Annotated in this window: 20 protein-coding genes; 10 read left to right on the forward strand and 10 right to left on the reverse strand. The window is 70.6% G+C overall.

Annotated elements, in window-relative coordinates:
- Positions 1 to 14 precede the first annotated feature (14 nt).
- The 5 genes from QBJ89_RS08215 to mmsB all read left to right on the forward strand — a co-directional run bounded on the left by QBJ89_RS08215 (position 15) and on the right by mmsB (position 4,608).
- A complete protein-coding gene (locus QBJ89_RS08215) occupies positions 15 to 512 on the forward strand; it encodes a hypothetical protein (protein WP_277980038.1) in 498 nt (165 codons plus the stop codon).
- 14 nt (positions 513 to 526) lie between these two features.
- Positions 527 to 1,690 carry an acyl-CoA dehydrogenase family protein gene (locus QBJ89_RS08220; RefSeq protein WP_277980039.1) on the forward strand — a complete coding sequence of 388 codons (1,164 nt, stop codon included), beginning with the start codon at positions 527 to 529 and terminating at the stop codon, positions 1,688 to 1,690.
- Positions 1,691 to 1,731: 41 nt separating this feature from the next.
- Positions 1,732 to 2,775, forward strand: coding sequence for an enoyl-CoA hydratase/isomerase family protein (locus QBJ89_RS08225; protein WP_277980040.1), 1,044 nt, complete (start codon positions 1,732 to 1,734; stop codon positions 2,773 to 2,775).
- Between the two features lie 11 nt (positions 2,776 to 2,786).
- Positions 2,787 to 3,563, forward strand: coding sequence for an enoyl-CoA hydratase (locus tag QBJ89_RS08230; protein WP_277980041.1), 777 nt, complete (start codon positions 2,787 to 2,789; stop codon positions 3,561 to 3,563).
- Between the two features lie 166 nt (positions 3,564 to 3,729).
- Positions 3,730 to 4,608 (forward strand): 3-hydroxyisobutyrate dehydrogenase, encoded by an 879-nt coding sequence (mmsB, locus tag QBJ89_RS08235; RefSeq protein WP_277980042.1) that lies wholly within the window; start codon positions 3,730 to 3,732, stop codon positions 4,606 to 4,608.
- 167 nt (positions 4,609 to 4,775) lie between these two features.
- On the opposite strand, the gene QBJ89_RS08240 is transcribed toward mmsB, so the two are convergent.
- The 6 genes from QBJ89_RS08240 to QBJ89_RS08270 form a co-directional block, all read right to left on the reverse strand.
- On the reverse strand, positions 4,776 to 7,430 hold the full coding sequence (locus QBJ89_RS08240; RefSeq protein ID WP_277980043.1) for a M1 family metallopeptidase: 2,655 nt from the start codon (positions 7,428 to 7,430) through the stop codon (positions 4,776 to 4,778).
- A 189-nt stretch (positions 7,431 to 7,619) separates the two neighbouring features.
- Positions 7,620 to 8,432: a tryptophan 2,3-dioxygenase gene (gene kynA / locus QBJ89_RS08245; RefSeq protein ID WP_277980044.1), complete on the reverse strand. Its 813-nt coding sequence runs from the start codon at positions 8,430 to 8,432 to the stop codon at positions 7,620 to 7,622.
- Positions 8,432 to 9,625: a kynureninase gene (gene kynU, locus QBJ89_RS08250; RefSeq protein WP_277980045.1), complete on the reverse strand. Its 1,194-nt coding sequence runs from the start codon at positions 9,623 to 9,625 to the stop codon at positions 8,432 to 8,434. The genes kynA and kynU overlap by 1 nt, the downstream gene beginning before the upstream one ends.
- A 341-nt stretch (positions 9,626 to 9,966) precedes the next feature.
- Entirely contained in the window at positions 9,967 to 11,511 is a 1,545-nt protein-coding gene (locus QBJ89_RS08255; RefSeq protein ID WP_277980046.1) for a DHA2 family efflux MFS transporter permease subunit, read from the reverse strand.
- Positions 11,512 to 11,703: 192 nt separating this feature from the next.
- The gene (locus QBJ89_RS20205; protein ID WP_431522519.1) at positions 11,704 to 14,223 is read right to left on the reverse strand and encodes an efflux transporter outer membrane subunit; all 2,520 of its coding nucleotides are present in this window, start codon (positions 14,221 to 14,223) and stop codon (positions 11,704 to 11,706) included.
- Positions 14,211 to 14,675 carry a MarR family winged helix-turn-helix transcriptional regulator gene (locus QBJ89_RS08270; protein WP_277980047.1) on the reverse strand — a complete coding sequence of 155 codons (465 nt, stop codon included), beginning with the start codon at positions 14,673 to 14,675 and terminating at the stop codon, positions 14,211 to 14,213. Before QBJ89_RS08270 ends, QBJ89_RS20205 begins: the two co-directional genes overlap by 13 nt.
- Before the next feature lie 130 nt (positions 14,676 to 14,805).
- Between QBJ89_RS08270 and QBJ89_RS08275 the strand changes: the two genes are divergently transcribed.
- Complete coding sequence (locus QBJ89_RS08275; RefSeq protein WP_277980048.1) at positions 14,806 to 17,664, forward strand: M16 family metallopeptidase; 2,859 nt, start codon at positions 14,806 to 14,808, stop codon at positions 17,662 to 17,664.
- Positions 17,665 to 17,674: 10 nt separating this feature from the next.
- Positions 17,675 to 17,974: a hypothetical protein gene (locus QBJ89_RS08280; RefSeq protein WP_277980049.1), complete on the forward strand. Its 300-nt coding sequence runs from the start codon at positions 17,675 to 17,677 to the stop codon at positions 17,972 to 17,974.
- A 121-nt stretch (positions 17,975 to 18,095) separates the two neighbouring features.
- Here the strand turns inward: QBJ89_RS08280 and QBJ89_RS08285 are convergent, their stop codons facing one another.
- On the reverse strand, positions 18,096 to 19,172 hold the full coding sequence (locus QBJ89_RS08285) for an AI-2E family transporter (RefSeq protein ID WP_277980050.1): 1,077 nt from the start codon (positions 19,170 to 19,172) through the stop codon (positions 18,096 to 18,098).
- A 163-nt stretch (positions 19,173 to 19,335) separates the two neighbouring features.
- Between QBJ89_RS08285 and QBJ89_RS08290 the strand changes: the two genes are divergently transcribed.
- Complete coding sequence (locus QBJ89_RS08290) at positions 19,336 to 19,614, forward strand: hypothetical protein (RefSeq protein ID WP_277980051.1); 279 nt, start codon at positions 19,336 to 19,338, stop codon at positions 19,612 to 19,614.
- A 16-nt stretch (positions 19,615 to 19,630) separates the two neighbouring features.
- Here QBJ89_RS08290 and QBJ89_RS08295 read toward each other — a convergent pair whose 3' ends face one another.
- From QBJ89_RS08295 to QBJ89_RS08305, 3 genes are read right to left on the reverse strand one after another with little or no spacing between them, the layout of a single operon-like run.
- Entirely contained in the window at positions 19,631 to 20,704 is a 1,074-nt protein-coding gene (locus QBJ89_RS08295) for a 5-(carboxyamino)imidazole ribonucleotide synthase (protein WP_277980052.1), read from the reverse strand.
- Complete coding sequence (gene purE / locus QBJ89_RS08300; RefSeq protein ID WP_277980053.1) at positions 20,701 to 21,177, reverse strand: 5-(carboxyamino)imidazole ribonucleotide mutase; 477 nt, start codon at positions 21,175 to 21,177, stop codon at positions 20,701 to 20,703. Before purE ends, QBJ89_RS08295 begins: the two co-directional genes overlap by 4 nt.
- Positions 21,178 to 21,229: 52 nt before the next feature.
- Positions 21,230 to 22,228 (reverse strand): LLM class flavin-dependent oxidoreductase, encoded by a 999-nt coding sequence (locus QBJ89_RS08305; RefSeq protein WP_277980054.1) that lies wholly within the window; start codon positions 22,226 to 22,228, stop codon positions 21,230 to 21,232.
- 252 nt (positions 22,229 to 22,480) lie between these two features.
- On the opposite strand from QBJ89_RS08305, the gene QBJ89_RS08310 reads away from it, so the two are divergent.
- Entirely contained in the window at positions 22,481 to 23,146 is a 666-nt protein-coding gene (locus tag QBJ89_RS08310) for a pyrimidine 5'-nucleotidase (protein ID WP_277980055.1), read from the forward strand.
- Positions 23,143 to 23,970, forward strand: coding sequence for a 2,3,4,5-tetrahydropyridine-2,6-dicarboxylate N-succinyltransferase (dapD, locus tag QBJ89_RS08315; RefSeq protein ID WP_277980056.1), 828 nt, complete (start codon positions 23,143 to 23,145; stop codon positions 23,968 to 23,970). The genes QBJ89_RS08310 and dapD overlap by 4 nt, the downstream gene beginning before the upstream one ends.
- The last annotated feature ends 90 nt before the right edge of the window (positions 23,971 to 24,060 follow it).

A 24,060-nucleotide genomic window follows, 5' to 3' on the forward strand; every position in this document is an offset into this window, starting at 1 on the left:
GGCGAAGCGGACGGATGGCGATGACGGTGGGGCTGGCGGCGATGCTCGCCGCGTGCTCACCCGACACGGCGGACTATAACCGCCACGACGTGCCCGAGGACGAGGCGCGTGCCCAGGCCGCGATCGAGCGCGCCGCGGCGCAGAACGGCGTCGCCACCACCGCCCGCGCCGGCGTGCCGATCGCCGCGCCGGCCAAGACCGCGGCGCGTGCCCGCGCCTTCCCGACCGACTTCCTCGGTTACTGGGGCGTCAGCTACGACGACTGCCAGCTCGCCAACACCAACGCCACCGGGCGGATCAGCGTCGACGCCGACACGATCCGCTTCCACGAAGCGAAGGCACGCGTGCAGCGGCTGGAGCAGCACTCGCCCTATGAGGTTGTGGCGGACCTCCGCTTCGACGGCGCGGGCGGTCCGTCGTGGGAGCGGCGCGACCGTTTCACGCTCGAGCAGGGCGGCACCATCCTCGTCCGCAGCGAGGCTCCCAATGTCCAGCGCTACCGGCGCTGCTGACCGCAAGGCAGGACATGACCGACCAGTTCGACCTCACCCCACAATTCGATCTCACAGGCGAGCAGCGCGAGATCCAGGAGCTTGCGCGCCGCTTCACCGCCGACCGCATCACGCCGCACGCGGCCGAGTGGGACGAGACGCATCATTATCCCGTCGACGTATGGAAGGCGGCGGGCGAGCTCGGCTTCGGCGCGATCTACGTCAGCGAGGCGGCGGGTGGCATTGCGCTCGGCCGGCTTGAGGCGGCGCTGGTAATGGAGGCGATGGCTTATGGCTGCCCCGCCACCAGCGCGTTCATCTCGATCCACAACATGGTGGCATGGATGATCGACCGCTTCGGCTCGGCGGAGATCAAGGAGCGCTTCCTGCCCGGTCTCGTCACGATGGAGACGATCGGCAGCTACTGCCTCACCGAGCCCGGCTCGGGCTCGGACGCGGCGGCGCTGAAGACGAGCGCGCGGCGCGACGGCGACGATTACGTGCTCAACGGCACCAAGCAGTTCATCTCGGGCGCGGGCTATAACGACCTGTACGTCTGCATGGTGCGGACGGGCGAGGAGAAGAGCCGCGGCATCAGCGCGATCGTGGTGGAGAAGGGCGCGCCCGGCCTGTCCTTCGGCGCGCCCGAGCGCAAGCTCGGCTGGAATGCCTCACCGACCGCGCAGGTGATCTTCGAGGACTGCCGCGTGCCCGCCGCCAATCTGGTCGGCGCCGAGGGCGAGGGGTTCCGCATCGCGATGGCGGGGCTCGACGGCGGGCGGCTCAACATCGGCGCCTGCTCGCTCGGGGGCGCGCAGCGCTGCCTCGACGAGTCGATCCGCTATGCGCGCGCGCGCCAGCAGTTCGGCCAGCCGATCGCCGACTTCCAGAACACGCTGTTCACGCTGGCGGACATGGCGACTGACCTGGAGGCGGCGCGCGCCTTGCTCTACCTCGCCGCCGCCAAGGTGACCGCGGACGCGCCCGACAAGTCGCGCTTCTCGGCGATGGCCAAGCGGCTGGCGACCGACAACGGCTCGTCGATCGTCGACCGCGCGCTGCAGCTCCACGGCGGCTACGGCTATCTCAAGGATTATCCGATCGAGCGGTTCTGGCGCGACCTGCGCGTCCACTCGATCCTGGAGGGGACCAACCAGGTGATGCGCATGATCGTCGGCCGCGAGCTGACCCGGCAATGAGGGGGGCGACTCAGATCCTCCCCGCAAGCGGGGAGGATTAGATGGCTGACCTCATCGCCGAGACCGAGGGCGGCGTCGCCAAGCTGCGGCTCAACCGGCCGCAGGCGCTCCACGCGCTCACCGCCGAGATGTGCGCTGCCGTGCTCGACTCGCTCGAGCGCTGGCGCGGCGACGATACGATCCGCTGCGTCACGATCGACCATCGCGAGGGTCGTGGCTTCTGCGCCGGCGGCGACATTCGCCTGCTCGCCGAGAGCGGCGCGGGCGACGGCAGCGCCGCGCGCGCCTTCTTCCACGTCGAGTATCGCATGAACCACCGGCTGTTCACCTACGCCAAGGACGTGGTTGCGTTCATGGACGGGGTGACGATGGGCGGCGGCGTCGGCCTGTCGCAGCCATGCCGTTATCGCGTCGCCACCGAGAACACCAAGCTGGCGATGCCCGAGACCGGCATCGGCCTGTTCCCCGACGTCGGCGGCGGCTGGTATCTCTCGCGCCTGCCCGGCCGGATCGGCCAGTATCTCGCGCTCACCGGCGCGCGTGTCGACGGCGCGGCCTGCCACGCGCTCGGGCTGGCGACTCACTATGTCGAGAGCGCGCGGCTCGACGCGCTCAAGCGCGACATCGCCGCGCGCCCGGGCGAGCTGCGCGCGGTGCTCGACGCCGCGCATGTCGAGCCCGGACCCGCCGCGCTGCTCGACCAGCGCGAGGCGATCGACCGGCTGTTTGCCTCGGACGAGGTCGAGGCGGTGTTCGCCGCCCTGGAGGCCGACGACAGCGAGTTCGCGCGCGCCACGCTGGCGACGCTGCGCACCAAGTCGCCGCAGACGCTGAAGGTCTCGCTCAAGCTGCTGAAGCATGGCGCGGGCATGGCCGACTTTGCCGACGAGATGCGGCAGGAATATGCGGTCGCCACGCGCGTGGTGCAGCGCCACGACTTCCTCGAGGGCGTACGCGCGGTGATCGTCGACAAGGACAATGCGCCGAGGTGGGAACCCGCCACGCCCGAGGGCGTCAGCGACCATGTCATCGACCAGATCTTCGCCCCGCTGCCCGAGGCCGAGGCCTGGACTCCGCACGATTGAGGGACCCACGCATGGCCGATTACGAGACGATCCTGGTCGAGCGACGCGGCGCGGTGACGCTGCTGACGCTCAACCGTCCCAAAGCGCTCAACGCGCTCAACACGCAGGTGCTCGCCGAGCTGCTGCGCGCGCTCGGGGACTATGACGCCGATCCGGCGCAGCGCTGCGCCGTTCTCACCGGCAGCGAGCGCGCCTTCGCCGCCGGCGCCGACATCAAGGAAATGGCGGGGCAGGGCTTCGCCGACATGTACGCAGGCAATTTCTTCGCGGGCTACGAGCAGCTGACGCGCACGCGCAAGCCGCTGATCGCGGCCGTCGCGGGCTATGCTTTGGGCGGTGGCTGCGAGCTGGCGATGATGTGCGACTTCATCCTGGCGGCGGATACCGCCAAGTTCGGCCAGCCCGAGATCAAGCTGGGCGTGTCGCCGGGCATGGGCGGGTCGCAGCGGCTGGCGCGCGCGGTCGGCAAGGCCAAGGCGATGGAGATGGTGCTCACCGGCCGCATGATCGACGCCGACGAGGCCGAGCGTGCCGGACTGGTCAGCCGCGTCGTGCCCGCGGCCGAGCTGCTCGACGAGGCGCTGCGCACCGCCGCGATGATCGCCGAGATGGCGCCGCTCGCCGCCATCGCGAACAAGGAGATGGTCAACGCCGCGTTCGAGACGACGCTGGCTCAGGGCGTCCAGTTCGAGCGCCGGCTGTTCCACGCCTTGTTCGGCACCGCCGACCAGAAGGAGGGGATGGCGGCGTTCGTGGAGAAGCGCGCCGGGCAGTGGAGCGGGCGGTGAGAAAACCGGCTACCCCCTCCGGTCCCCTCGAGCAGTGATCGAGCTTGCCGAGATCACGTGTCGAGAGGGCCGCACGCACCGACCGCTCGATACGGCGTCTTGGTAAGCTCGACGGCTACCTATGCGAACGGATGGGGGGAAAGCCCCAGCGAGCAGGAGAGAGACAATGGCACGCGTTGCGTTCATCGGGCTGGGCAACATGGGCGGCGGCATGGCTGCCAACCTGGCGAAACACGGTCATGACGTGCGCGCCTTCGATCTCTCCGCCGAGGCGCTGGCCCGCGCCGAGGCCGCCGGCTGCCTCGCCGCCGAGAGTGCCGCGGCCGCGGTCGAGGGGGCCGAGGCGGTCGTCACCATGCTGCCCGCCGGGCGCCACGTCGCCCAGGTCTATGACGAGATCCTTCCGCTGGTCGATGCCGCGACGATCCTGATCGACTGCTCGACCATCGACGTCGCCACCGCGCGCGCGGTCGCCGAGCAAGCGCGCGCGCGCGGCGTCGCCGCGGTCGACTCGCCCGTGTCCGGCGGGATCGCCGCGGCGACCGCGGGCACGCTCACCTTCATGGTCGGCGGTCCCGCGGCGTCGTTCGATCGCGCGCAGCCCTTCCTCGGGGCGATGGGCAAGGCGGTGATCCACGCCGGCGCGAGCGGCACCGGGCAGGCCGCGAAGCTGTGCAACAACCTGATCCTGGGCGCGACGATGATCGCGACCTGCGAGGGCTTCGTGCTCGCCGAGCGGCTTGGGCTCGACCCGCAGGTGTTCTACGACATCGCCAGCAAGGCGACCGCGCAGAGTTGGTCGATGACGAGCTACTGCCCGGTGCCGGGGGTCGGCCCGCAGTCGCCCGCGGACAACGACTATCGCGGCGGCTTCGCCGGCGCGCTGATGCTCAAGGACCTGGAGCTGGCGATGGCCGCGGCGGCGGACGGCGGCGCGACGCTGCCGCTCGGCGAGCACGCGCGCGACCTGTACCGCGCGTTCGGCGAGGGCGGACATGGTGGCGAGGATTTCTCCGGCATCATCCGGATGCTGCGGGGGGCTTGAGGCGTGCCCCTGCGCGTGTCGCGGGTGGCGCGCCGGTTCCTCCACGAGCGTGCCGCCGGAGAAAGCGCCCCACCCCAACCCCACCCCTGGGGAGGGGCTCGTCGCCACTCGACGTGCTGCTATTCCGCGGCGGGTTCCTTTTCGCCTAAGACGGACCGCCAACCCCCTCACCGCAGCGCCGTCTCCACCTCCGTGCGCTTGGCCGCCCGTAGCGCGACGCACTGGCGGATCGCGCCGAGCGCCTGGCTCAGCTCCAGTTCGCCGCCGCCCAGCGTCGCCAACCGTGGACGGAACAGCGCCTCGACCGCGTCAGCCTTGTCCGCGCTGCAATAGCCGCCGAACACCGTCGGGATGCGTGCGCGCGCGAAGGCCGGCACGCCCGCGATCGCACCGTCGAAGTCGCGCGTGAACAGCGCCAGCAGCGCGTCGCGCCCGAGCGGCTGGCCGGCGAGCCGGGTCATCAGCGCCAGTCGCTCGGTCGATTGCAGCGCCGGGTCGCGCGTCAGCTCGAGTGCGCGCCCCACCTCGGCTTCGCTGGTGGCATGGCCGAGCGCGCGCACCGCGTGCGAGCGGAACAACGGGTCGCCGCTCTTCGCCAGCGAGTCGCGCAGCCGGTTCATGAAGGTCACGCCGCGGTCCTCCACCGCCACCGCGAACGCCAGCTCGCGATAGGAGGGATCGATCGGCCGCGGCGTCGCCGCGAGCGCGCCCTCGGCGGCTGCGGCGAGCTGTGAACGCAGCGCCGCGTCGCGCGCGGTCTGCGCGGCATAGTCGATCAAATTCTGCCGCAGCAGGCTCTGCCCGGTCTCCTCGCCGGCATAGGCGCCGGGCGCGAACGACACCGCGCCGAGCGCGCGCAGCCGCGGCAGCGACAGCTCGCCCGCGAGCCGGCGCAGCCCCGCGCTCGCGGCGGGCGACAGGTCGAGCAGCTCGACCTCTGCGATCGCCTGCGGCAGCTGGAGCGTCGCGCTGCGCTCGCGATGCGCGGCGAAGGCGCGTGCTCCCGCGATCACGCGCGCGAAGCTGGCGTTGCCCGCGAGGAAGTCAGCCCAGAGGCTGTCCGCCGCCGCCATCGCCTCGCGCGCGGGCAGCGTGTCGGCGCCCTGTAGCAGCCGCGCCCAGCCGGCGTCGTCGAGGCTGTAGCGCCAATATCCCGCGCCGTCGGCGTTGGGCACTGCCAGGCCGTTGCCGCGCAACGCGAGCGTGCCGGTCGCGCCGGCGAGCAGGGTGCAACTGCGCGTCTCGCCCTGGCGCGCGCAGACCGGCACCGTCCAGGTCTGCGGCGTCGGTTGTGCGGCGACGCCGATCGGGCGGTAGCGCTGCTGGCTGAGCTGCCACCGTCCGGCCGCGTCGGCGCGGATACGAACCACCGGCACGCCGGTTTGCGTCACGAAGCTGCGGAACACCGGGACGATGCCGGGATCGCCCGAGCCGGTCGCCATCGACTCGAAGAAGTCGTCCGCGGCGGCGGTGCCGTAGCGAAAGCGGTTCAGGTGGAACTGCACGCCTTTGCGGAACTTCTCCGCGCCGAGATAGCGCTCCACCATCGTCAGCACCTGGCCGCCCTTCTGGTACGTGATCGAGTCGAAGGCGCTGGCGATCTGGTCGTTGCGCGTGATCTCCTGGCGGATCGGGCGCCCGACTGCGCGGCTGTCGGTATCCATGGCCGCGAACGCCTCGGCGAGCTGCGCCACGTCGGTGCCGAGCCCGGGCTGCCAGATCTCGCCGACGCGGTTGCCGGCCCATTCGGCGAAGCTCTCGTTGAGCCAGATGTCGGTCCACCATCGCGGCGTGACGAGGTCGCCGAACCATTGATGCGCCAGCTCGTGCGCCACCACCGTGCCGAAGCCGCGCCGCTGCGACGCGGGTGCGTCGGGGTCGAGCAGCAGCAGCGTGTCATTGTAGCTGACGAGACCGGCATTCTCCATCGCACCACTCATCACCGGGCCGGCGATCTGGTCGAGCTTCTCGTAAGGGTAAGGAATGCCGAAATATTGCTCGTGCAGCGCGAGAATCTTCGGCCCTTCGGACGCGGCGAGCCGGAGCCGCTCGGCCTGCCCCTTGGTGGCGATCGCGCGGTACGGCAGCGCAGTGGTGCGCACCGCGTTGGCCGGCGCGTCGCCGGGCACCACGTCGAACGGCCCGACCGCGATCGCGACGAGATAGGTCGGCAGCGGCTTGGAGGGGGCGAAGACGTGGCGGGTCAGCCCGGCGCCCGCTGGCGTGGCGGCGGTCTCGGGCGTGTTGGCGAAGACCTTCTGCCCGCTCGCCGCGGTGACGCTGAGCGTGAACGGCGTCTTGAAGCCGGGCTCGTCGAAGCCGGGGAACATGCGCCGCGCGTCGATCGGCTCCATCTGCGTCCAGGCGTACCAGTCGTCGCCGACCTTGGCGCGGTACAGCCCCTCGGCGCCGGTCATGAAGGGCGCGTCATAGTCGAAGGCGAGCGTGACGCGGCCGGCGGGGAGCGGCGTCGCGAAATCGAGCCGCGCCACCCCCGAGGCGTCGACCTGGGTGTAGCGCGCGCTGACGGTGCGATCGCCGGAGCGCGCGACCGCCTTGGCGACCGCGAGGCCGTTGCCATGGAGGTAGAGCGAGGGGGTGGCGCGGCGGAGCTCGGCGTCGACCTCGGCGTGGCCGGTGAAGCGCTCCTGCTCGGGGCGGACGGTGAGGTCGATGCGATAGGCGCTCGGGCGCGCGGTGTCGGACAGCTGGCCGAGCGGGACCTCTCCAGGGGCGGTGCTGGCTGCGGCGACGGGCGCCTGCTGCGCCAGTGCCGGGGCGGCGAGGAACAGAGCGGTGGAGGCGAGCAGCGGGAGTCTCATGGGGCGCGACCTTCGTGGTGGTTGCCTGGGGCGTAGGACGGAACGCCGAGGAGCGGAACCACGGTGAAGCGCGCTGGGCTCGCCCCTGACGTTCGCCGGCGGAGGCCGGGGCCCAGTGGGGGTACGCTGGTGAGACACGCGACGGCCTTCCCACCTGGGCCCCGGCCTTCGCCGGGGCACTAGCCCCCCTCACAACCGCGTGCGCACCTGCCAGAGCTCGGGGAACAGCTCGACCTCGAGCATCTTGCGCAGGTACGACACGCCCGCGGTGCCGCCGGTGCCGCGCTTGAGCCCGATCACGCGCTCCACCGTGGTGACGTGATTGAAGCGCCAGCGCCGGAAATAATCTTCGAGGTCGACGAGCTTCTCCGCCAACTCGTAGAGCGGCCAATGCGTTTCGGGCGAGCGGTACACCTGCTCCCACGCGGCCAGCACCGCCTCGCTCGCGAGATGCGGCGCACGCCAGTCGCGCGCCGGGTCGGCGAGCAGCCCGGCGGCGTGGAGGCGGACCAGCGCGGCGTCGTAGACGCTCGGCGCGGCGAGGATCGCCTCAAGCCGCGCCAGCGTCGCCGCGCGGTGGCGGTGCGGCCCGAGCGTCGCCGACACGCGGTTGCCGCACAGATATTCCACCGCGCGATACTGCCACGACTGGAACCCCGACGACTGCCCCAGCGCGTCGCGGAAGCTGGTATAGTCGGACGGCGTCATCGTGCGCAGCACGTCCCAGGCGCCGTTGAGCTGCTCGAGGATCCGCGCCACCCGCGCGAGCAGCTTGAACGCCTGCGGCAGCCGATCGGCCAGGATCGCGTCGCGCGCGCTCTCCAACTCGTGCACCGCCAGCTTCATCCACAATTCGCTGGTCTGGTGCTGGATGATGAACAGCAATTCGTCGTGCGCGTCGCTCAGCGGATGCTGCGCGTCGAGCACGCGGTCGAGCGCGAGATAGTCGCCATAGCCCATGCGCTCGGCGAAGTTGAGCTCGGCGTCGTGATGCTCGCCCATCACGTCACCGCGGCGCGGGCGTGATGCTCGGGGCGGTCCCAGGCGTCGGTCACGAGGATGTCGGCGAGGATGTCGACCGCGCGCACCACCTCCTCCTCGCCGAGGTATAGCGGTGTGAAGCCGAAGCGCAGCAGGTCGGGCGCGCGCACGTCGCCGATCACGCCGCGCGCGATCAGCGCCTGCATCACCGCATAGGCCTGGGGGTGCGCGAAGCTCACCTGGCTGCCGCGCGCGTCCGGGTCACGCGGCGAGGCGAGCGTGAGCTGCGGGCAGCGCGCCTCCACCTCCGCGATGAACCGCTGCGAGAGGCGGATCGAGGCGGCGCGCAGGTCGGCCATGTCGACCCCGTCCCAGACATCGAACGCGGCGTCGAGCACCGCCAGCGCGATCACCGGCGGCGTGCCCACCCGCATCCGCTCGACTCCGGGCGCGGGCGAATAGTCGCGCTCGAACGCGAACGGCGCACGATGGCCGAGCCAGCCGCTCAGGATCGGCCGCGCGGTTTCGGCGTGGCGCGGCGCGAGGTAGAGGAAGGCGGGGGCGCCAGGGCCGCCGTTGAGATATTTGTACGTGCAGCCGACCGCGAAGTCGGCGTCGGCGCCGGTGAGGTCGACGCGCAGCGCGCCGGCGGAATGGGCCAGGTCCCACAAGGCGATTGCACCCGCGACATGCGCGCGGGCGGTGAGCGCGCGCATGTCGTGGAGGCGACCGGTGCGATAGTCGACCTCGGTCAGCATCGTCACCGCGACGTCTTCGTCGATTGCGTCCATCACCTCCTCGGGGGCGACGACGCGCAGTTCGTGACCCTGGCCGAGCGAGTCGAGCAGCGACTGGGCGATGTAGAGGTCGCTCGGGAAATTGCCGCTGTCGCTCAGCACCATGCGGCGGTCGGGGCGCAGCGCGAGCGCAGCGGCGAGCGCCTGGAACAGCTTGATCGAGAGCGTGTCGCCGGTGATCACGCTGCCCGCGGGCGCGCCGACCAGCCGCGCAATACGGTCGCCGACGCGCGTCGGCAGTGTCATCCACTCACAGTCATTCCAGCCGCGGATCAGCCGCTCGCCCCATTGCTCGCGGATCACCGCGGCGGCGCGCGCCTCGGCCGCGCGCGGCAGCGGGCCGAGCGAGTTGCCGTCGAGGTAGATCACGCCCGGCGGCAGATGGAACAGCGCGCGGGTGGCGGCGAAGTCGGTCATGTCCGCGTCTTAGCAGGGGGGAGGGGGCGGGGCCAATCGCGACGCGCTCGGCACCCGCTCCGCCCTCACCACTGCTACGTTCTCGCCACCACGCCGCGCTTACGACCGTCCCGGCGGACGGCGGAGCCCAGTCGGGAAACGATGGTGAGTTTGACGGAGGCCTTCCCAACTGGACCCCGGCGTTCACCAAGGTGGCTGGCGGAAAGGGCGAGGGCCAATATCGGTACGACACATCGCTTTCATCGTTCCCCGGCGAAGGCCGGGGCCCAGTTGGGCGACGCTGGCGAGACCCACTCCCGCCGTACCCACAACCCCGGCCTTTGCCGGGGCACGAGCCCCTCTCAATCCGCCGCGACCGGCCCGGACGGCGCGCTCGGCCGGCGGCAGGTCCACACCAGCAGGATCAGCCCGGCGGCGAGCCACGCCGACAGGCGGAACAGATCAACCGAGGCGAGCAGATAGGCCTGGCCCACCATCTGGCGAGTCACCGCGCCGGCGGCCTGCTGCGCGCTCATGCCCATGCGTTGCATCTGCTCGGCCGCCAGCTGATAGGGCATGCCGTTGCCGATCGCCTCGGCGAGCCGGCTCTGGTGCAGCGCCTCGCGCCGGTCCCACGCGGTCGAGATCAGCGAGGCGGCGAACCCGCCCGCGGTGATGCGGCAGAAGTTCGAGATGCCGGTCGCGGAGGGCAGTCGCTGCGGTGGGATCTTGTCGAGCGAGATCGTCAGCATCGCCAGGAAGAAGGTGCTCATCGACACGCCCTGGACGAGCAGCGGCAGCACCAGGTCGCCGAAGGTCGCCTGCGCGGTATAGCCGGAGCGCATCCAGTAGCTGATCGCGAAGCCGCCGAAAGCGACGGTGGCGATCACGCGCGCGTCGACCTTCCCCGACAGCCGCGCCACCAGCGGCGTCAGCAGCACCGCCACGACGCCGCTCGGCGCCGCCACCAGCCCGGCCCAGGTCGCGGTATAGCCCAGCTGGGTCTGGAGCCATAAAGGCAGGATCAGGATGTTGGCGAAGAACACCGCGTAGCCGAGCGAGAAGCAGAGATTCCCGATCCAAAAATTGCGGCGCGCGAACAAGGTCAGATCGACCGTCGGATTGGCGTCGGTCAGCTCCCAGATCACCCAGGCGACGAAGGCGACCGCCGCGGTGAGCGTCAGCACCACGATCAGCGGGTCGTTGAACCAGTCCGCGTTCTTGCCGAGGTCGAGCATGACCTGGAGCGAGCCGACCCACAGCACCAGCAGCCCTAGCCCGACCGTGTCGATCGGCAGTTTCATCGTCGGCGTCTCGCGGCTGCGTAGGTTGAACCAGCACACCAAAGCGGTGACGACGCCGAACGGCACGTTGATCAGGAAGATCCACGACCAATGGTAGTTGTCGGAGATGTAGCCGCCTAGGATCGGCCCCATGATCGGCGCCACCAGCGTGGTCATCGACCAGATGCCGAGCGCGGTGGAGCGTTTGTCGTGCGGGAAGATCGAGATCAGCAGCGCCTGGCTGCCCGGCATCATCGGCCCGGAGACGGCGCCCTGAAGCACGCGGAAGATGATGAGCGAGGGCAGGTCCCACGCCACGCCGCACAGGAAGGAAGCGATGGTGAACAGCACCACCGAGGTGCAGAACACGCGCACCACGCCGAAGCGTCGCATCAGCCAGCCGGTGAGCGGCACCGCGACACCGTTGGCGACCGCGAAGGCGGTGACCACCCAGGTGCTATTGTCGCTCGACACGCCGAGATTGCCCGCGATCGTCGGCAGCGAGACGTTGGCGATGGTGCTGTCGAGCACCATCATAAAGGTGCCGAGCGCCAGCGCGAAGGCGGTGACGCCGAGCTGGACGCCGGTCAGCGGCGCCTGTTCCTGCGGCGCGGCGCTAGCCATGGTGAAGGTCCGTCCGCAAGGTGCAAAGGAGGATCGCTGTATCCCCCTGCCACCCCGGCGAACGCCGGGGTCCAGTTGAGTGAAGCCGGCGAGTTACGGCGAGGTCCCCCACCTCGGCCCCGGCGTGCGCCGGGGTGGACGGATAAGGGAAGAGCATCGCGGTCACCGCCCCGAGCCGCTCCGCGACGCCGCTCACCGGTTGGCCGCCACGATGCGGCGAATTTCCGCCTCGACCTTGGGGTCGGTCCCGACGTTGGTGTCGCCGCGATAGGGCGACGCCGCGGTCCGTGCGAGCCGCGCGCCGCGCTGGTCGGCGGTGTCGACGGTGACGTCGACCGAGAGGCCGACGCGCAGCGGATTGGCGCGCAGCTCGCGCGGGTCGAGCGCGACGCGCACCGGCACGCGCTGGACGATCTTGATCCAGTTGCCGCTGGCGTTCTGCGGCGGCAGCAGTGCGAAAGCGTTGCCGCTGCCCGCGGCGAGCCCGATCACGCGGCCGTGATAGACGATGTCGCCGCCGTACATGTCGGCGGTGAGCTTGACCGGCTGGCCGATGCGCAAATCCTTGAGCTGGGTCTCGCGGAAATTGGCGTCGACCCAGAGACGGTCGAGCGGCACGATCGCCATCAGCGGCGTGCCCGCATTCACCTGCTGCCCGACCTGGACGGTGCGCTGCGCCACCACGCCCGCGATCGGCGCGATCACGTGCATGTGCCCGCGCGCCACCGCCGCGTGGCGATAATTGGCGACCGCGGCGAGCACCGCGGGGCTGGTGTTGACGTCGGTGCCCTGGACGGTGCTCTGCGCCTGGCGGCGCTGCTCGCGCGCGAGCCGCAGGTTGGCGGTCGCCACCTTCACCGCGTCGGCGGCGTGGCTCAGCTCCTCACCCGAGATCGCGCCCTGCTGCGCGGCACCGCGGCGGCGCGCATAATCGTCGCGCGCGCGGTTGAGCTCGGCCTCGGCCTGGACGATCCCGGCGTCGGACTGACCTACACGCGTGAAGTCGGCGCGGGTCGAGCGCACCGCGCGCGCCAGCTCGGCGGCCGCGGCGGCGACGTTGACGTCGGCGGTGGTCGGGTCGAGATCGATCAGCGGCTGGCCCGCGGTGACCGACTGGGTGTTGTCGGCGTGGAGCTGCGTCACCGTGCCGGGGTCGCGCGCGGTGATCGCCACCACGTCGCCGGCGACATAAGCGTCGTCGGTCTCCTCCTCCGGCGGGGCAAAGAAGAAGTGCATGATCGCCCAGATGATCAGCACCACCAGCAGCACCGCGCCGAGGATCAGGAAGGCGCGACGGCGCGCCTTCGGCTTACCCGTGGGCGTGGGCGTCGGCAGCGCAAAGCCGCCGCCGAGCGCGGTGGCGAGCTGCGCGCGCGCCGCGAGCGAGTCGATCGCGAGATTGGCGTCGGCCAGCTCGGCGTCGAGCAGGCGGATGTCGGTGTTGACGAGGTCGAGCCGGCTCGACAGCCCGCTCTGCACGCGCACGCCGTTGAGCCGGTTGGTCTCCGCCAGCCCGGTCACGACCTCGCGCTGCCGCACGCGCGCGGCGTCGGCGGCCTGAACGCGCGCGATCGCGTCGGCGGCGTCGCGCGCGGCGGCGACGACCGACTCATTGTATTGCGCGGTGGCGACGTCGACCGCGGCGGTGGCGCCGCGCAGCTCGGCGGTGCGTCGCCCGCTGTCGAACAGCGGCAAATGGATGGCGGCGCCGCCCCCCGCGATCCCCGACGACAGGGCGACGAAATTGCCGAAGCCGATCGCCTGCAGTCCGACCAGCGCCGAGAGGTTGATGTTCGGGTAGAAAGCGCGGCGCGCGACCTGGCGCTGCGCGGCGGCAGCGGCGATCCGCGCCTGCGCCGCAGCGACGTCGGGGCGGCGCGCGAGCAGGTCGGCGGGCAGCGTCGCCGGCACCGGCAGCGCGGTGTCGGCCGCGAGCCGGGTCGGCTGGAGGGCGCGGGCATAGTCGCCGCCGCGCCCTGCCAGCGCCGCCAGCGCATCGGCGGCGAGCGCGCGCGCGCCCTGCGCCTGCACCAGCGCGAGCTGCGCCTGCGACACGAGCGTCTGCGCCGCGGTGATGTCGATACGACTGGCGAGCCGGTTCTGCTCGCGCACCTGGACCAGCCCGAGCGACTGCTGCCGCGTCGCGATGGTACGCTCGGCGATCGTCGCCTGGCGCTCGGCGCGCGCCAGCTCGACGTAGCTCTGCACCACCGCGCCGGCGAGCATCAGGCGCGCCGCGGCGCGGTCATATTCGGCCGCCTGGAGCTGCGCCGCGGCGCCCGCGATCGCCGCCTTCTGCCGCCCGAACAGGTCGAGGTTCCAGTTGAGCCCGGCCTGGCCGGTGCCGAGCGCGCGCACCGTGCCGGCGAAGGGCGGGGGGATGATGTAATTGCTCGACAGCCGCTGCCCCTGGACGTTGACGTCGAGCGCGGCGTCGGGGCGCAGCTCGGCGTCCTGCCGCGCCAGCGTTGCCTCGGCCTGGCGCACGCGCGCCGCGGCGACGTCGAGTGACGGGTTTCCCGCCAGCGCGTCGGTGACGAGGCGATCGAGCTGCGGGTCGCCGATCGCGCTCCACCAGTCGGGCGCGAGCGTCACCGACGGGCCGGCGAGCGCGAGTTCGGGCGCGGTCTTGGCGACGGTCACCGGCGGCGAGCCGGGGACGGCGCAGGCGCTGGCGAGCAGCGCCGCGGCGAGCGGGATCAGTCGTCGCATGCGTCGGTCTCCTCCAGCGTATGGCGCAGCTTGCGGAGCTGCGCGAGGAACTGCTCGATCTCGTCGGTGCTCCAGTCGGCGAGATGGCGGTTCCAGCACCCGATCGCCTTGTCGCGGCAGCGCATCGCGGCGTCGCGCCCGGCGTCGGTCAGCGACAGGTTGACGACGCGGCGGTCGTCCTCGCTGCGCGCGCGCTCGACCAGTCCGCGCGCCTCGAGCACGTCGATCAGCCGCGTCATCGCGCCTTTGTCATAGGCGAGGTCACGCGCGAGCGAGGCGCAGGTCGCCTCTGAATCGAGGTGGATGGTGAGCAGCGTCGACCATTGCGAGGCGGTCAGCTCCTCCTCGGCGAACGTCCGATCGAGCAGCGCCAGGTTGAGCTGGTTGCACCGCTTGATCAGATAGCCCGCCGAGTCATCAGGCATGAAATTGTTACGATTGTAGAACGGCATTCCGTTGCCTTAGCAACTACTGCCGGTGCAGTCAATAATTGTATCGGCATGTTGCTGGGCGCGACGCTTGCGGGCGGTCACCGGCCCGCTATGGTCGCCCCCGTCACCATCCCGCGGGGAGCATCATCCGTTGACCTATCGTGCGTTTCTGGCCGCCGGTGCCGCGCTGGCGGTCCTCTCTGCCCCTGCTCACGCCCAGGCGCCCACCGCGCCGCTTCCCGCCGCCGCGCCGGTGTCCGAGCTGGTGAAGGCGATCGACATTCCCTATCAGCAGTTCACGCTCAAGAACGGGTTGCGCGTGATCGTGCACACCGATCGCAAGGCGCCGATCGTCGCGGTCAGCGTGTGGTATGATGTCGGCTCCAAGCACGAGCCGCAGGGTAAGACCGGCTTCGCGCATCTGTTCGAGCATCTTATGTTTAACGGCAGCGAGAACGCACCCGGCGACTTCTTCGAGCCGCTCCAGCAGGTCGGCGCCACCGACTTCAACGGCACGACCTATTTCGATCGCACCAATTACTTCGAGACGGTGCCGACCGCCGCGCTCGACCGCGCGCTTTTCCTCGAGTCGGATCGGATGGGCTATCTCACCGGCGCGATAACCCAGAGCGTGCTCGACGAGCAGCGCGGCGTCGTCCAGAACGAGAAGCGCCAGGGCGACAACCAGCCCTATGGCCTGCTGCGCTACAAGGCGACCGAAGGGCTGTTCCCCGCGAGCCACCCGTACGGCCACACCACGATCGGTTCGATGGCCGACCTCGACGCCGCCAGCCTCGCTGACGTCAAGGAGTGGTTCCGCGGCCATTACGGGCCCAACAATGCCGTGCTGGTGCTCGCCGGCGACGTCGACCTCGCCACCGCGCGCGCCAAGGTGCAGAAATACTTCGGGGCGATCGCCGCGGGCCCGAAGAGCGTCGCGCTGCCCGCGCCGGTGCCCTCGTCGCTGCCGGGCAAGGCCAGCGAGATCATGAAGGACCGCGTCGCGGCGACGCTGGTGATGAAGGAGTGGGCGGTGCCCGGCCTCAACGACCGCGACGCGCCCGCGCTGGAGGTCGCCGCCGGCGTGCTCGGCGGGCTGGCCAGCTCGCGCTTCGACAACGTGCTGGTCAAGGGCGAGAAGCTCGCGGTGCAGGCGTCTGCGGAATATGAGAGCTTCGCGCAGGTCGGCACCTTCCAGCTCACCGCGATCGTCAAGCCCGGCGTCGACCCGGCGCAGGTGCAGGCGCGGATGGACCAACTCGTCGCCGACTTCGTCAAGAACGGCCCCAGCGCCGACGAGGTGGCGCGCTACGTCACCAGCACGGTCTCGTCGCGGATCGGCGGGCTGGAGGCGGTCGGCGGGTTCGGCGGCAAGGCGGTCGCGCTCGCCGAGGGCGCGCTCTATTCGGACGATCCCGGTTTCTACAAGAAGCAGCTCGCCGCGCTTGCCGCGCAGACCCCCGCCAGCGTCCGCGCCGCGGCGGCCAAATGGCTGACGCGGGCCGCCTATTCGCTCCAGATCATCAACGGCCAGCGCGACGCCTATGCCGAGAGCAAGGTGCCGCCACCCGCGCCGGTGAAGCAAGCGCCCGAGCAGCCGCCGAAGGGCACGCGCGGGCCGCTCCCCGACGTCGGCCCGATCGGCGCGCTCAGCTTCCCCAAGGTGGAGCGCGCGCGACTGTCGAACGGGATCGAGCTGGTCTACGCGCAGCGCGGCGCGGTGCCGGTCACCCAGGCGGTGCTCAGCTTCGACGCGGGCGTCGCCGCCGACGTCGCCGATAAGCTCGGCACGCAGCAGCTGACGCTGGCGATGATGGACGAGGGCACGCGCGCGCTGAACTCGATCCAGATCGCGGAGGCGCGCGAGCGGCTCGGCGCGTCGATCTCGAGCGGCAGCAGCGCCGACCGCACCTCGCTGGGGTTGCGCGTGCCGAGCGCCAATCTCGACGCGGGCGCCGCGCTGTGGGCGAGCATCGCGCGCGAGCCGTCCTTCGCCGAGGCCGAGCTGGGGCGCGTCAAGACGCAGCAGCTCACCGCGATCGCGCAGGAGCTGACCAGCCCCAACGGACTGGCGCGGCGCGTGCTGCCCAAGCTGGTGTCGCCGGGTTCGCCCTATGCCAAGGCGCAGGGCTCGGGCGATCCCGTCGCGGTGGCGTCGCTGAACCGCGCCGACCTGCTCGCCTTCCGCCAGGCCTGGCTGCGCCCCGACAAGGCAAAGATCTTCGTCGTTTCCGATCGCCCGCTCACCGAGGTGCAGCGCGTGATGGAGGCGCGCTTCGGCGACTGGCGCGCCGACGGGGCCGCTGGCACCAAGAGCTTCCCCGCGCGTGTCACCTCGGTCAGCCCGCGCATCGTCGTGATCGATCGCCCGGACAGCCCGCAGTCGCTGATCGCGGGCGGCGTGCAGACCGGCCTCAAGGGTACCGACGAGCTGCTGCCGGTCGAGGTCGGCAACGATGCGCTCGGCGGCAGCTTCCTCGGCCGGCTCAACATGGACCTGCGCGAGAGCAAGCATTGGTCCTACGGCGTCGGCGGCAATTTCAGCCGCAACGCCTTCGCCGCGCCTTATGTGGTCTCCGCGCCGGTACAGGCCGACCAGACCGGTCCGGCGCTCGCGGCGCTGCGCGGCGACATGGCGCAATATCTCACGTCGCAGCCGATGACCCAGGCCGAGTTCGAGCGCGCGGTCAACGGCGGCACGCGCTCGCTCTCGGGCGAGTTCGAGACGTCGGACAACGTGCTCGACGCGATGCAGTCGAACGACCTGTATCGCCGCCCCGACGATTATTACGCGACGCTCCCGCAGAAGTACCGCGCGCTGACGCTGCCGCAGGTGACCGCGGCGACCAAGGCCGCGATCGATCCGGCGCGGTTCGTCTGGGTGGTCGTGGGAGAGGCCGCCAAGGTGAAGCCGCAGCTTGACTCCTTGGGGTTGCCGGTGGAGGTCATGGCGGCATCCGCGGTCGCGGGCGCGCCGCCCGCGGCGACGCCTGCCGCCGCCCCGAAGTGAGGAGAGCGTGATGGCCGGAGTCGACGGAACCTACGATTGCACCGTGAAGTCGCCGCTGGGCGACCAGAAGCTGACGCTGACGGTGACGTCGCAGGGCGACAGCTTCACCGGCCAGGCCTCTGGCGCGATGGGCGCGTCGGACGTGCAGGGCAGTGTCAACGGCGACACGCTGGCGTGGAAGCAGCAGATGACCTCGCCAATGCCGATGACGCTCGACATCTCCGCGACGGTCGACGGCGACACGATCAGCGGCAGCGTCGGCGCGGGCGCGTTCGGCAGCTTCCCGCTGTCGGGCACGCGCGTCGGTTGAGGTGACGTTTTAGCCTCGCCCCCTTTAGAAGAGGGGTTGGGGTGGGGCGGTTCCTCGAACGCGCTGGTCTCGGTGAGACGGCGACGCCCCACCCCGGCCCTCCCCTGAACGGGAGGGAGCACTAAATATCCTTATCTGTCCGCTGCGCCGCGCGCTGCTCGGTGAGCACCTGCCAGCCCGTGATGAACAGCGCGCCCACCAACGGCCCGACCACGATCCCGCTGAGCCCGACCAGATCGATCCCGCCGAGCGTCGTCACCAGCACCAGCCAGTCCGGGATCCCGGTGTCGCGGCCCACCAGGATCGGGCGCAGGATATTGTCGGCGAGGCCGATCACCAGCACGCCCGACAGGATCACCACCACCGCCTGCCAGATCGCACCGGTAGCGAAGAGGTAGAGCGCGACCGGCGCCCAGATGATCGCCGGTCCCACCGCGGGCAGTAGCGCGGCGATCGCCATCAGGATTCCCCAGAGCAGCGCGGCGGGCAGCCCGACGATCCAGAAGGTCACCGCGCCGAGCGCGCCCTGCACGATCGCGACCACGCCGGATCCCTTGATCGTCGCGCGCACCACCGCGACGAACTTGTCCGCGAGCTGGCCTGCCACTGCGGGCTCGAGCGGCAGCGAGCGCACCACCGCCGGGCCGATCCGGTCGCCGTCGCGCAGCAGGAAGAAGGTGACGTACAGCCCGACGCCGAACGCCAACAAGAAGGCGGCGGCATTGGCGCCGATCAACAGCGCGCGTCGCGTCAGCGTGCTGGCGCTGTTGCTCACCGCCGCGCTCAGCTGCGCCTGCGCGCGCTCGAAGCTGTTGAAGCCCGAATTGTCGAGCATGCCCTGCAACCGTCGCGGCAATGCGTCATGCACCTGCTGGAAATAGGTCGCGAAATTGATCTGCCCACCGCGTAGCTGGGTGTAGACCCCCGCGGCCTGATCCACCACGAGGCTGCCGATGATCAGCGCGGGGATCACCACCGCCACGGTAATGATCAGCAGGGTCACGGCGGCGGCGACGTTGCGGCGGTCCGGCCAGCGCTTGAGCAGGCGCTGGTAGAGCGGCTGGAACAATAGCGCCGCCAACCCGGCCCAGAGCAACGCGCCGAGGAAGCTCGACACCACCGCCACCAGCGCGACGCTGATGAGCAACAGGAACAGGAGCAAGCCGCCGTTCTCGACACGGCGCCGCGGGATTGTCATTCGGTGAACCTCGGGGATCGTTACGCCACTGCAACCCCCCGCGGGCGGCTTTGCTCCGCGGCGGATCGTCGCGGCGGCGGCAGCGCATACGCCAATCCGGGTCAGCACGCGTTGGGGCAGCGGCGAGCCGGACATTACGGTCCGGTTTCACTCGGGGACGGCGATGCCTGATCTCACCGCCGCCGACCTCGACTGCCTCAATGCGGCGCCGGCCGAGTCGATCCAGCGCGCGGTGCTGCCGCGGTTGATCGATGTTCACGACGCCGATCTCAAGCAGGCAAGCTTCTTCTGTCTCGCCAGCGGGCGTGACGACGGGCTCGACGTGTCACCACGCGGCGGTCCGCCCGGCTTTGTCCGCGTGCTGGATCCGGCGCATGTCGCCTTCGCCGACCGGCCCGGCAAGAATCGCTATAACGAGGCGGTAAAGAAGGATCTCTACTGAGCCCGACTAACCCTGCTCAGCGCGTCACGCGCGTGACATGCCCCATCTTGCGCCCGGCGCGGCTCTCGCGCTTGCCGTAGAGGTGCAGGTACGCGTCCGGCTCGGCGACGAGCTCGGGCCAGCGCTCCCATTCGTCACCGATCAAATTCTCCATCGCCACCTGCGTAGCAGTAAGCGCGGTGTCGCCCAGCGGCAAACCGCAGATCGCACGAACGTGGTTGGCGAATTGCGAGGTGACCGCGCCTTCGATCGTCCAATGCCCGCTATTGTGGACGCGCGGCGCCATCTCGTTGAACACCGGGCCGTTCGCGCTCGCGAAATATTCGCAGGTGAGCACGCCGACATGGTCGAGCGCGTCCGCGATCCGCCCGGTCAGCGCGGCCGCCTCGGTCCGTTGCCGCGCGATCTCGGGCGGCGCAGGGACGGTGGAGCGATGCAGGATGCCATCGCGATGCTCGTTCCACGGCGGCGGGTAGCTCGTCATCGCGCCGTCGCGGCCGCGCACCAGCACGATCGAGAATTCGTGGCTGAACTCGACGAACGCCTCAAGCACCGCCGGCCCGCCGATCGCCTCCCACGCCGCGTCGGCGTCGGCACGGGAGGCAAGCCGCGCCTGGCCCTTGCCGTCATAGCCGAAGCGCGTCGTCTTGAGCACCGCGGGGCAACCGATCGCGGCGACGGCGGCGTCGAGTTCCTCTCGCGAGGCCACCGCCAGCCAGCGCGCAGGCCGGCCGCCGACCTGCTCGACGAAGCTCTTTTCCTTGATCCGGTCCTGCGCCACCGCGAGGCTCTTCGAAGCGGGATAGACGGGCACGCGCTCGGCCAGCCACTCGACCGGGCCGGCGGCGACATTCTCGAATTCATAGGTGACGACGTCGACCTGCGCGGCGAAGTCGGCGAGCACCACCTTATTGTGATAATCGGCGCGTGTCAGCGAGGAGGCGGTCTGCGCCGCGACGCTCTCACGATCGGGTGCGAGCACGTGCGTGCGATAGCCGAGGTCGGCCGCCGCGCTGGCGATCATGCGCCCGAGCTGGCCACCGCCGAGGATGCCGATCGTGCTGCCCGGCGGGATCGGCGCGTCGCTCATGCCGGGTCGACCGCGACCGAGTCGGTCTGCCGCTCGCGCCACGCCTTGAGCCGCGCGGAGAGGTCGGAGTCGCCCAGCGCGAGGATCGAGGCGGCGAGCAGGCCCGCGTTGATCGCGCCCGCCTTGCCGATCGCCAGCGTGCCGACCGGTATGCCGCCGGGCATCTGCACGATCGACAGCAGACTATCCATGCCCTTGAGCGCCTTGGACTCCACCGGCACGCCGAGCACCGGCAGATGCGTCATCGACGCCGCCATGCCCGGGAGATGCGCCGCGCCGCCGGCACCCGCGACGATCACCTGGAGCCCGCGCCCGGCCGCGCCGCTGGCGTAGTCGTACAGCCGCTGCGGAGTGCGATGCGCCGAGACCACCTTGGTCTCATGCGCGACGCCGAGCGCATCTAGCGTCTCGCTCGCGTGGCGCATCGTCTCCCAGTCGGAGGTGGATCCCATGATGATGCCGACGCGCGCCATCGCGTGCGGTTAGCGGCGCGATGGCGGTCGAGCAAGGGCGCGCGTGCGGCGATTATGCCGCGAGCTTGAGCTCCTGCATCGCGTCCGCCGCCAGCGCGATCGAGCGCCGGCGGGCCTGATGGTCGTACACCGCGCTGGTGATCATCAGCTCGTCCACGCCGGTGCGCGCGACGAAAGCGGCGATGCCGCGTGCGACCTCGTCGCGCGTGCCGATCGCGCTAGCCGACAGCGCCTGGTCGAGGATCGCGGCATGCTGCGGCGGCAGTGAGGCACGATAGCCCGGCACCGGCGGTTTCATCCGGCCGGGGTTGCCGGTGCGCAGCGCAACGAACTGCTGCTGCTGCGAGCTGGCGATCAGCTCGGCCTCCTCGTGCGTGTCCGCAGCAAAGATGTTGAAGCCCGCCATGGCATAGGGCCGCTCCAGCGTCGCGGAGGGGCGGAAGTCGCGGCGGTAGATCGCCAGCGCCTGGTCGAGCGCGTCGGGCGCGAAATGCGAGGCGAAGGCATAGGGCAGGCCCAGCATCGCGGCGAGCTGCGCGCCGAAGAGGCTGGAGCCGAGGATCCACATCTGCGGTTTCGCGCCGGCGCCAGGGGTGGCGGTGATGCCGGTGCGACCGTCGTCGGCGAAATAGCTTTGCAGCTCGACCACGTCGCGCGGGAACTCGTTGGCGTCGCTGCTCAGGTTGCGGCGTAGCGCATGCGCGACGCGCTGATCCGAGCCGGGCGCGCGGCCCAGGCCAAGGTCGATGCGGCCGGGAAAGAGCGCGTCGAGCGTGCCGAACTGCTCGGCGATCTGGAGCGGCGCCGAATTGGGCAGCATGATTCCGCCCGCGCCGACGCGGATTGTGCTGGTCGCTTGGCCGACATGCGCGATCACCACTGCGGTCGCGGCCGAGGCGATGCCGGTCATGCCGTGATGCTCGGCGACCCAATAACGGTTGTAACCCAGCGCCTCGGCGTGCCGCGCGAGATCGGCGGCATTGCGGAGCGACTCCGCGACCGAGCCGGACTCGGTGACGGGGACGAGGTCGAGAAGCGAAAAGAGCGTCATGGGTGAGAGGTGGGGAGGCGGGCGGCGCTTCGCCAGCCGAGAGTGGCTTGGCGCGGGCGAAGCTAGGCTTGGGGCGGCGTACTCCTCTCCCGTCAGGAGAAGGACGCTTCCGCGTACGTCGCGCTTGCGGACGGGCTCCACTACAATCCCGCCGCTGAACGGGAGGGGCTGACAAGGCTGCACCGCGTCCTCCATCCCGCGCTCGTCCCGAAGGGATGACGCGCCGCGGCAAAGTCACTACAGCCTCACGCCATGCTGCCAGCGCTCGCGCACATCGATACCTGGATCTTCGATCTCGACAACACGCTCTATCCGGCCAGCGCCGACCTGTTCGCGCTGATCGACCGGCGTATGACGGCCTTCGTCGGCGACCTGCTCGGGCTCGATCCGGTGGAAGCGCGGCGCGTGCAGAAGGACTATTTCCTCGGCCACGGCACCACGCTGGCTGGGCTGATGGCGAACCATGAGATCGATCCCGCCGCCTTCCTCGCCTATGTCCACGACATCGAGATGGACGCGCTGGAGGAGAACGCCCCGCTCGCCGCCGCGCTGGCGCGTCTGCCCGGGCGCAAACTGGTCTTCACCAACGGCGACAAGCCCTATGCGCTGAAGGTGCTCGACCGGCTCGGGCTCGGCGCCAGCTTCGAGGCGGTGCACGACATCACCGCGATGAACCTCGTGCCCAAGCCCGCTGCCGCGGCCTATCAGGGACTGTGCGACGCCTTCGGCATCGATCCCGCGCGCGCTCTGTTCGTCGAGGACATGGCGCGCAATCTCAGACCCGCCAAGGCGATCGGCATGGCGACGGTGTGGGTCGACAACGGATCCGAGCAGGACCACGATTCCGACCGCTCCTACGTCGACTATCGCATCACCGATCTCACCGCCTGGCTCGACACCCTGTTGGAGACCGCATGACGAACGACCTCGCCGCCACCATCGACGCCGCCTGGGAGCAGCGCGCCGAGCTCGGCTTCACCACCGCGGGCGAGATCCGCGTCGCGGTCGACCAAGCGCTGGCGCTGCTCGACGCCGGCGAGGCGCGCGTCGCCGAACCCGACGGGTCGGGCGGCTGGCGCGTCAACCAATGGCTCAAGAAGGCGGTGCTGCTCAGCTTTCGTCTCAACGACAATGCGCTGATCGACAACGGCCCGGGCGCGGGCCACTGGTTCGACAAGGTGCCGAGCAAGTTCTCGGGCTGGAGCGAGGTCGAGTTCCGCACCGCCGGTTTCCGCGCGGTGCCGGGCAGCGTGGTGCGGCGCGGCGCCTTCGTCGGCAAGGGCGCGATTCTGATGCCAAGCTTCGTCAACATCGGCGCCCATGTCGGTGAGGGCACGATGGTCGACACCTGGGCGACGGTCGGCAGCTGCGCGCAGATCGGGCGCAACGTCCATCTCTCGGGGGGGGCGGGGATCGGCGGCGTGCTCGAGCCGCTCCAGGCCGATCCCGTCATCATCGGCGACGGTGCCTTCATCGGCGCGCGCGCCGAGGTGGCGGAAGGCGTGCGCGTCGGCGAGGGCGCGGTGCTGTCGATGGGCGTCTATCTCGGCGCCTCGACCAAGATCGTCGACCGCGCGTCCGGCGAGGTATTTCGCGGGGAAGTGCCGCCCTATGCGGTGGTGGTGCCCGGCTCGATCGGTGGCGGGGAGGGCAGGCCGGCGCTCTACTGCGCGGTGATCGTCAAGCGCGTCGACGCGCAGACGCGGAGCAAGACGAGCATCAACGAGCTGCTGCGCGATTGAGGCGGCGCGCCGAGAAGCTCGGCGCACCGATCCAGACGTGAAAAGGGCCGCGATCTTACCGGTCGCGGCCCTCTCATCGTCATCGTTCGG

The sequence above is a fragment of the Sphingomonas phyllosphaerae genome (assembly GCF_029623345.1).
In the GTDB taxonomy this organism is placed as follows: Bacteria; Pseudomonadota; Alphaproteobacteria; order Sphingomonadales; family Sphingomonadaceae; genus Sphingomonas; species Sphingomonas phyllosphaerae_C.